We start from the raw sequence: 8,250 nt of genomic DNA on the forward strand, positions 1-8,250 counted from the left end.
GCCCTGCCTTCATGCACGGAACGGCCAAATTCACCCGCCCCCACCGTCGTTTTCGATCGCATCGCGCTCATGATCGATAGAGATACGGCCTCTCAGTTGGGTCGGTACGTCGTCGGGCGTGGTAAGCGTGGACACGAGCGCGTAGAGCATGTCGCCCTTGCCGTCCGGGCTCGTGTGCTGCGCCTGCTCCTTGATCATGGTCAGGATGCGGGAACTGAACTTGCCTCCCCGGTGTGCGGTGAAGTCCTCAGCTGTCCAGTCGTTGCTCTGCGGGCGGGGCCAGTGCGTATTGGCGGCTGCGGCCCACTGTGTGTCAGTGAAGAGTTCTTCGAGTTCGTTGTGGCCCTCCGCTTCGCCCACCCAGGTGACCTGGGTGGCGAGGTCGAGGCCGGCTTTGATCAGCCTTTCCTGCCTGAACTGCTTGTTGCTGCGGCTGTCGGCGTCGACCATCAGCATCACGGTGCGGCGGTTCCTGATCAGATACCCGGCCAGGAGCAGGGCTCCTTCGTTGTTGCCGCAGGCCCACAGGGCGATGCCGGCCGCCTGGAGGGAAAGGCCCTGGGACAGGCGGAAGAGCAGGGGCAGGCACTGCTGCTCGGTGGGTCCCTCCACGGCGAGGAAGCAGCGCTCGTGCAGCAGGACGGAATTGCGCAGCCCCACTGCGGCGGCGATCTGCCCCAGGTGGAAATCGATGCCGTCGTGGGAGTCGTCGGTGAGGCGCTCGACGACAGTGCGGCCGCTGTCGTCGAGACGAAGGTGAACCACGTCGGCGATGTCGACACCGTCGATGAGGTTCATCGAGTGGGTGGCGACCATGACGTTGACGTGGGGCAGGGCGCACTGCTTACGGATGATGTCCATGACGGTGCGCTGGTGGCGGTAGTCGAGGTGAGTGTCAGGCTCGTCGTAGACGACGATGGCCTGTGTCGGCTCCTGCTGCTCCTCAGCCTCGCCCGTAGTAATGGCCAGTCCGCTGTGTTCCAGCAGATTACTGGTCCACTCCCACACGGCCAGCGCGATCCGCCGGTTGCTGCCCTGGCCGGAGCGGGTGAGGTCGACCGGTTCGCCGTCGGCCTTGGAGACTTCCAGCGGGGCACGCTTGAAACCGCCCTTGAAAGACACCTCGGGCTTGACCTGCACACCGACGAAGTCACCGCAGTGCTGACGGATGTGCTGGCACAGGGAATCGGCCTCCTTCTCCAGCCGCTGAGTGATCTCCGATTCGATCTCCCGTACTCGCCCCTGCAGCGTGTCGTCTTCAAGCAGGGTCTCGTAACAGCTGTTCAGGGCGGTACGCACGGCATCGTCGGGGCTTTCGTCCTTGCCTCCGAACGGCAGCAGCCGGGGCAGACGCTCCTGGAGCTGTTTAGGCAGAGGCATCCACTGCTCTGCCTGCGGCGCCGTGGCAGCGTAGGCCGTGACGGCCTCGAGGAAATCGCCTCTCAGGGAGCCGGCCGGTGACAGTCCGAACTCCGTGACGAGTGCAGCGAGGTCGTTCTTCAGCATCCGTCCCAGATCGTGCAGCCGGCTGTCGGCCGGCTGGGAGCCGAAGTACTGCCACCGGGCCGCCTGCCCGTCCTCGGCGATACGCCGGATCCGTACGCTCGGCGGCAGGGCCGCGACGGCCTGCTCACCAGCGTCCAGGGTGAAGACACCTTCCACCCAGGTCTCTCCGCAGCGGCCCTTCGCGGCACCCTCGCCCTGTGCGTAGGTCCGGTCCTCCTCCGTCAGACGGTGATGGCCCAGCAGAAAGGCCAGCGCGGTCAACACCGCGCTCTTCCCCCCGTCGTTACGGCCGGCCAGGATTGTCGGGCTGCTGACCGGGATGTCCTCCACGCGTGCCAGGGAGCGGAAACCGCACGCGGAGAAACGGATGAGGTACACGGTCTAACGGCTCCGAATCTCCCCTCGCCGGCCGGAGAGGGGTGGGACGTGCGGGTAATGCGCGTGCGGGTGAGACAGACGAGCGCCCGGAACGAACCGTCATACTAGAGGTGCCACAGACAACAGCCGGGCGGTTTACGCCAATTCACCCATCCCAGCAGCCGCCCGGAGCGGCACAGCACCCCACAACACCGGGCAAGAACATGCTGAGCACCGCCGGGGCGGAGCGGTGACTGCATGGCCTGCTGTTCGCCGGGCGTGATAGCTGTCGCATACCGTCCGGGTCCGGCCTTCCTCGGCGCCCCCACCCTCGGCGGCATACTGGAACTCAGCAGAACTCACCAGTGGTTGCGGATTGTGCCTCGACCGCGGCAGAAGGGAGCGCGTATCCGAGGCGCGGGGACCGAGATGTCGGCGATCTGGATCCCGAGCGCGCCGCACTGTCTGCTGCACAACGTCTGCCCGGTTCAAGGACAAGGATATGTTCGAGCGGCCGCACCGGCAGACGGTGTCGGTCCGGGCCTACCGCGCGGCCGGTCCGGCACCGGTCGAGCAGAACGGCCGCGGCCGGGCCTGGGGATCATGCATGCCCATCCCGCTTCCGGGTGTCCGGGCTGCATCACCAGCAGCGACTCGTCATGTCAGGCGACGTGATCACGCGCGCCTGTGTGCAGCGGTCCATCACCCAGCGGGAGCTTCGGCCCGGCCAGCCCGGTGATTATCGCGATGATCCTCGCCCGGACGCTCACCCTGAAGATCGCCGCCCGTCATCCCGACCGCGCGGTCGCAACCGAGCCCCTGGTCAACGAGCTTCGCTACAAGGCCGTCGGAACAGATCTGGACGTCGACCCCCTGCCCACCGATGCCGAGCCACCGGAGAGGGCTGAGTAAGCGGCGCGGCCTGATGCCCGGCTCCACCCTGCCTGCGACGGTGACGGCTCAAACCAGGTCGCCTCGGCTCCCCACGGCGCTCCTTCGCCCTTGAACGCCGAGTGCTTGTCCGGCGGATTCGCCCTCACCTGGTAGGCATTCTCGGATGCGATGACCTCACGCCGGGGATGCGGCTTGTGAGGGACCGTGAGCCTTGTCGGGGTGGTCGTGGATCCAGGACAGGCCGCCCAGGTCGAGGCGTTGGCGGGTACGGGTGACAGCCACGTAGGCCAGACGGGCTTCGGCGTCGTCGATGGGATCAGGTGGCGCCGCCGTGCCTGTCTGCTCGTCAGGAGTGCTGTCCTCAGGACGGGCGAAGTCGTCGGCGATGAGCACGCGGGGCCATTCGCGTCCCTTCGCCTTGTGGGCGGTGGAGACGGTGACCTGGGCGTGCGACTCGGGGGCGAGGCGGGCGACGGCGGTAAGGATGGCGTCGGCGCCGTGGGTGTCGACGAGGTTGACCAGAGGCTGCAGGTCGCGGCCGGCCGGGTCGTGGGCGGCGTAGTCCTGCAGATCGCCCCATGAGGGGAAGAGGATGAGCTCGGGGTGGTGGGTGCGGCGGCCTTCCTTCAAGTCGCGGGCCGCGAGGGCCAGGGCCTGCAGGCTGTCTCCTCCCCCGGCCAGGGCGACCTGGCAGCCGGCCGCCATGAGGGTCATGACCTGGGCCATGGCGCCGACGTTGGTGCGGCACAGCACGGCGTCCGGCTGGGTGACGGGGCCGAGTTCGGTGGGCACGGCGGGGGTGCCGGTGAGGCGGATCGGGGCGTCGGCGAAATGCAGCCAGCGGTTGGCCTCCCGAGCGAGGTCGGGGCCGAAGCGGAAGGACTGGGACAGGGTCAGCTGGGTGCCGGTAAAGCCGGTCATGACGTCTTTGGCGCCGCGCCAGTGGTAGATGGCCTGGGCAGAGTCGCCGACCATGACGAGCTGGGCGTGGCCGCGCTGGGCGAGGAAGATCTGTTCGACGACGGGGTTGGTGTCCTGGGCTTCGTCCAGCAGCAGGAAGTCGGCCTGGATGCGCGGCCGGGTCAGGGCCCAGATCTTGAGGTAGTGGTCGTGGTCGAAGCGGACGGCGCCGTCGTCGGGGTGTTGCAGGTCGGCCCAGGCTTTGCGGGCGAACGGCAGGATGTGGGCGGCGAGTTGGGCATGCAGGTCGCAGTCGTCCAGACCGCGCAGGCGGGGGACGTGGTGGCGGGTGATGGCCTCGTCCGCGGTGTGGCAGAAGCGCGCGACGGTACGCAGGGCGGCGTTGGACAGGGCGCGTTGGGAGATCTCGCGGTCGCCGATGCGGACGGCTTTGGTCAGGCCGAGAGCTTGTCCGGTCTGCCAGGCCGGGCGGCGGGGTGCGTTCAGGCGGCGGGTGTAGCGGTGGCCGACTGCGGCGTAGGCGAGGGCGTGGGCGGTCTTGCACTGCACGGTGCTGGGGAAGCGGGCGCGTGCGTCCTGGGCGATGGCCCGGTTGTAGGCCAGGTAGCGGCCGCGGCGGGTGGTGACGCGGGCGAGGAGGGCGAGGGTGGTGGTCTTGCCGGTGCCGGCGCCGGCCTGCAGGGCGAGGTGGTCGCCGGCGTGGAAGGCGTCGGCGGCGGCGGTCTGTTCGTCGGTGGGGTTCACGGCGTGGGCCTCTCGGGGAGTCGGGTGAGTGCGTGCCCGACGGCGGCCAGCAGGTACGCGGGGGTGGTATGGGCCAGCAGCTGTCGCACCGCGTGGTCGAGGCGCTCGGTCTCCCGGTCGGCGTGCTCGGCCAGGGCCCGGCGCACGGCCAGTTCCAGGAAGAGCTCGGGGGTCTGCTGGGCGCGGCGGGCGCTGGCGGTCAGGGTGGCGTGCGCGGCGGGCGGGAAGGCGATGTTGAGCAGCACGCTGTGGTCGGCGTCCGGGTAGTGGGTGGTGATCACGTCGATGGGCAGCCGGGTGCCGAGGCGGCGGCGCAGCCGGCGGGCCGCTGCGTGAGGGGTCTTGGCCGGTACGAGGGCCATCAGGCGGGTGGCGTCGTGGTTGGCGGCGAGCGGCAGCAGGCGGGCGGCGCGGTACAGGACGGGCGGGGGCAGGGGGCGGGTCAGCGTGATTTCCAGGGCGTGGTGCGGCACTGGTCATCCCCTTCGGTGCAGGCGGGGCGAGGAATGGGGCAGACGGGTGCGGATGTGTGCCGCGTGCAGGAGGGGGTCGAAGGGTTCCCAGCAGGCCAGGGCGAGGTCGGCGGCACCAGGGACGGTGGCGTGTGCCGGGCAGCGCTGAGTGCGCCAGCGCAGCTGTTCGCCGCAGGAGAGGTGGCCCAGGTCGTAGACGGCCATCAGGACATCGGGCAGGGCGAGTTGTCCGTGCTGGACGGTGGTGGGCAGCAGTTTCCAGGTCCCGGCCGGTCCGGCGAGGATGGGGTTGGGGCAGCGATGGCGGTGGCGGGTCTGGGCGACGCAGCGCAGGTCCTCAAGCCGCTGCTGGGCGAGGTAGCGGCACAGCAGCAGCTGGACGACCGGGCGGTCGGGTCCGCCGGTGTGGGGAGCGGCGGGCTGCGGGGTGGCGGGGGCGAGGGCCCCGGTGTCGATCAGGCGGCGGGTACGGACGGCGAGTTGGCGGCGGATCGCCTCGAGACGGGGGCCAGCCTGGCAGGTGGGGGTGCGGTGGGGGCAGAGCACGGCGTGCGGGATGCGGCACCAGGTGCTGTTGTCGCCGTGCGGGTAGGCGATGCCGCCGCTGAGGTGCCAGCGGCAGGATTCGGGGACGTCGGTGGTGGCCAGTTCGGCGGGGTGCAGGGCGATGGGCCGCTGGTCGGGGCGCTGGTAGAGGTCGATGCGGTGGCCGCAGTGGCGGCAGCGGCCGGTTTGTCCGGCGCGCAGCAGGCGGCTGGGGCTGGTGGTGGTTACCCGGAGCGGGCGGGGGCGGTGGGTGGCGCGGGGGCTGCCGTCCCAGTGGCGGCCGTCGGGGGCGGGCGTGGGGCACATGGCCCGGACCGTGCCAGGCGACACGCGGACGTGAGTAGCGTGTCGGGGGTATGTCCTACGGCCGGCCCAACGAGCCCGCACACGTGAGCGTTGCTGCGGATGGCTGTTCTATGCCTGATTGCCCGATCGGGTGATTCGCGGCGTGGTGCACGCCGGGACGGAGCGAGGGGTCAGGAAGTGGCCGTGCCGGGCGGGGTGTGGTCCTCGCACAGGGCGCCCAGGAAGCGCTCGATGGGCACGTTGAAGGTGTGGGCGAGGGTGTGCCAGGTGGTGACGCTGCCGGTGGTGCGTCCGTGTTCGAGGTCGATGAGGGTGCGCCGGGCAAGCCCGCTGCGGTCGGCGAGTTCGTCGAAGGTCCAACTGCGTTCGGCCCGCAGGCGCGCGAGCACGACGCGCAGCGCAGTGAGGTCGGGGTCGGGCGGCAAGATCGTCACCCGACCATCCGACGGTGCAGACCCCTGCCCCGTCAGTGCGGGTTTCTGCACTTTCGTCGGGGGCGGGGGAGGGTGAAATCCGCGGTGCGGGAATCTGCACTACAGTGCGTCCGTCTCGGGGGCCTGCCACGGTGAACCCCCGCCACAACGCGGACAGACGGGAGGACGGCCAGCCCATGAGGTTCGGTGGCGCGCATGCCGCAGTGCGGCGTATCTGGACAGTGGAGCTGCGTCCGCAGGCGGACGGCCCTGCACTCGTCTGCCCCTCGTGTACCGCCCGCGCCTTTCCCGTGCAGGCGTCCTCCGCGCGGTCGGCCGCCCTGGCACATCTCGCCTGCCATGTCCGCGCGGATGCATTGCCGGCGCACCTGCGCAGCTGCCAGTGCCGGCTGCGGGGCTGTGTGTGGCATCCGCGCCATCGCGGCTGTGCCGGGCGGGTGCTGCTGGCGCTGACCCGTGACCGCGGCGGCCGCACCTGGCGGCTGGCCGACGCGTGCGCGGCCTGCGCGGCGGCGACCAGCCACACCGCCGTGGTGCCGGACACCCTGCTCAGCCCTCGCCGACCGGCCGCATCAGCCCTCGTCCGGACGCGGGTGCACGGAGACGAGCCGCAACGGGTACGGGAAATGCTCACCCACCTCGCCTCCACACTCGGCTGCGTCACCTCTCCCGCCGCCCGGCTGCTGGCCCTGCAATGCGCCCTGCGCGCCGACACCCACGGCCGCGCCCAGCTGCCCGCCGGCCTGCTGCGCGGCATGCGCCTGCACCGGCACAACGATGCGTGGCAGGAACTGGCACAGGACGGCTGGCTCGACCCGCCCGCCCCCCGGACAGCGCCGTTGCAGGTACGGCTGCTGGACGACGCGGCACTGAACCAAGCCCCGGGCCGCAGCGCCCGCCGGCGCGCCGCCCACTGGGCCCTCAAGCCCGCCCCGCTCACCGTTGCGGCAGCAGCAAAACCCGCAGACCGCCTGACCGCCCTGGTCCTGGCCGCCCACACCACCCCGGCCGGCCCGGCAGCCGACATGGCCGTCATCGCCCGCCTGTGCGGGCACTCCCCCCAGCAGACCGGAGTACTGCTCGACCGGCTGGTCGCCGGCCGCACCCTGTCAGCCTGGCACCATCAGCGCGACACCGACGAGGTGCACTGGCAGCCGGCTCCCCTTCACCGCCCCGTCTCCGGCTCCACGGACTCGTCTGCGCACTGACCGCCGCAGGATCGGCCTGCCTGCCGTCTCGCAGTCATGCAGCGGAGAAGGATGCAGGTGGCTTCCGTACTATCGCTGTGAATAACTGTGCGGCAGTAACTGCCACTGGTCACACGGCACCAGGCGGAAAGCACACGAGTTGGATTGCGCATACGCCACGAGCATCGTGCTCGCTGGTACGCAGCGCCCGGAAGGGGTGTGAGCAGCATGTCCGAAACCACTGCCGAAACCACCGAGTTGACCTCGCAGTACAGCGCGCAGGTGGCAGGCGACCTTGAACGCAACCTCAAGGAGCAAGAACGCCTCAGCGGTGAAATCGAAGCACTTGAGGCACAGTTGACTTCCTTGCGGCACGACCACACGGTCCTGGTGAACATCCAGCAGGCCCTCGGCATCCCGGCGGCACCCGCAGCGCCGACAGCCGAACCCGTCGCGACAGTGCCTGCTGCCCGCAAGAAGGCAGCGGGCGCGGCCAAGCAGACGAGGGACAAGAAGCCCGCCACCGCAGACCGGAAGCGGGCCGGTCAGAAGACCGCTGCCAAGGCACCGGCCACGGCTTCAGCCTCACCCACGCTCGTCGACCTCGTCCGCGAACACCTGGCGGGCCTGAGTGAACCCCGCTCCGCCGCCGAAATCACCGCCGCACTGGGACAGCAGCACCCCGAACGCACTATCAAGACGACCGTGGTGCGCACGACGATCGAAGGGCTTGTCGCCAGGAATCAGGCCCAGCGCACCAAGCAGGGCAACTCCGTGTTCTACACCGCGGGCCTTGTCCCCGAGGAGTGGACACCTGTTCGTGCAGTCATGCGGCAAGTGTCAGGGTAGCTGGCTGCTGTTCGTAGGCTATCGGCGCCTGCT

General features: G+C 70.0%; 8 protein-coding genes. 3 read left to right on the forward strand and 5 right to left on the reverse strand.

What is annotated here, in order from left to right; translation table 11 throughout:
* Window positions 1–30 precede the first annotated feature (30 nt).
* Entirely contained in the window at window positions 31–1,836 is a 1,806-nt protein-coding gene (locus ACGF8A_RS34245) for an AAA family ATPase (protein ID WP_393114693.1), read from the reverse strand.
* A 774-nt stretch (window positions 1,837–2,610) separates the two neighbouring features.
* Between ACGF8A_RS34245 and ACGF8A_RS34250 the strand changes: the two genes are divergently transcribed.
* Window positions 2,611–2,775, forward strand: coding sequence for a hypothetical protein (locus ACGF8A_RS34250; protein WP_354827526.1), 165 nt, complete (start codon window positions 2,611–2,613; stop codon window positions 2,773–2,775).
* Window positions 2,776–2,931: 156 nt separating this feature from the next.
* On the opposite strand, the gene ACGF8A_RS34255 is transcribed toward ACGF8A_RS34250, so the two are convergent.
* From ACGF8A_RS34255 to ACGF8A_RS34270, 4 genes are all read right to left on the reverse strand, one after another.
* Window positions 2,932–4,422 (reverse strand): UvrD-helicase domain-containing protein, encoded by a 1,491-nt coding sequence (locus ACGF8A_RS34255; protein WP_393114697.1) that lies wholly within the window; start codon window positions 4,420–4,422, stop codon window positions 2,932–2,934.
* A complete protein-coding gene (locus ACGF8A_RS34260; protein ID WP_393114699.1) occupies window positions 4,419–4,895 on the reverse strand; it encodes a hypothetical protein in 477 nt (158 codons plus the stop codon). Before ACGF8A_RS34260 ends, ACGF8A_RS34255 begins: the two co-directional genes overlap by 4 nt.
* A gap of 3 nt (window positions 4,896–4,898) precedes the next feature.
* Window positions 4,899–5,747: a DUF6083 domain-containing protein gene (locus ACGF8A_RS34265; protein WP_393114701.1), complete on the reverse strand. Its 849-nt coding sequence runs from the start codon at window positions 5,745–5,747 to the stop codon at window positions 4,899–4,901.
* A 170-nt stretch (window positions 5,748–5,917) separates the two neighbouring features.
* Window positions 5,918–6,181 carry a helix-turn-helix transcriptional regulator gene (locus ACGF8A_RS34270; RefSeq protein ID WP_282689861.1) on the reverse strand — a complete coding sequence of 88 codons (264 nt, stop codon included), beginning with the start codon at window positions 6,179–6,181 and terminating at the stop codon, window positions 5,918–5,920.
* Between the two features lie 437 nt (window positions 6,182–6,618).
* Here ACGF8A_RS34270 and ACGF8A_RS34275 point away from each other — a divergent pair, with 437 nt between their 5' ends.
* Together ACGF8A_RS34275 and ACGF8A_RS34280 are read left to right on the forward strand one after the other, a co-directional pair.
* Window positions 6,619–7,389 carry a hypothetical protein gene (locus tag ACGF8A_RS34275; RefSeq protein WP_393114704.1) on the forward strand — a complete coding sequence of 257 codons (771 nt, stop codon included), beginning with the start codon at window positions 6,619–6,621 and terminating at the stop codon, window positions 7,387–7,389.
* A 207-nt stretch (window positions 7,390–7,596) separates the two neighbouring features.
* On the forward strand, window positions 7,597–8,217 hold the full coding sequence (locus tag ACGF8A_RS34280; protein WP_393114707.1) for a hypothetical protein: 621 nt from the start codon (window positions 7,597–7,599) through the stop codon (window positions 8,215–8,217).
* Window positions 8,218–8,250: the final 33 nt, after the last annotated feature.

Source organism: Streptomyces sp. NPDC047706 (genome assembly GCF_043204795.1).
Lineage (GTDB): Bacteria > Actinomycetota > Actinomycetes > Streptomycetales > Streptomycetaceae > Streptomyces.

Excerpts from the sequence above, each read along its gene's own strand:
- ACGF8A_RS34250 (WP_354827526.1), top strand. The coding sequence starts at position 2,611 with ATGATCCTCGCCCGGACGCTCACCCTGAAGATCGCCGCCCGTCATCCC.
- ACGF8A_RS34265 (WP_393114701.1), bottom strand. The coding sequence starts at position 5,747 with ATGTGCCCCACGCCCGCCCCCGACGGCCGCCACTGGGACGGCAGCCCC.
- ACGF8A_RS34280 (WP_393114707.1), top strand. The coding sequence starts at position 7,597 with ATGTCCGAAACCACTGCCGAAACCACCGAGTTGACCTCGCAGTACAGC.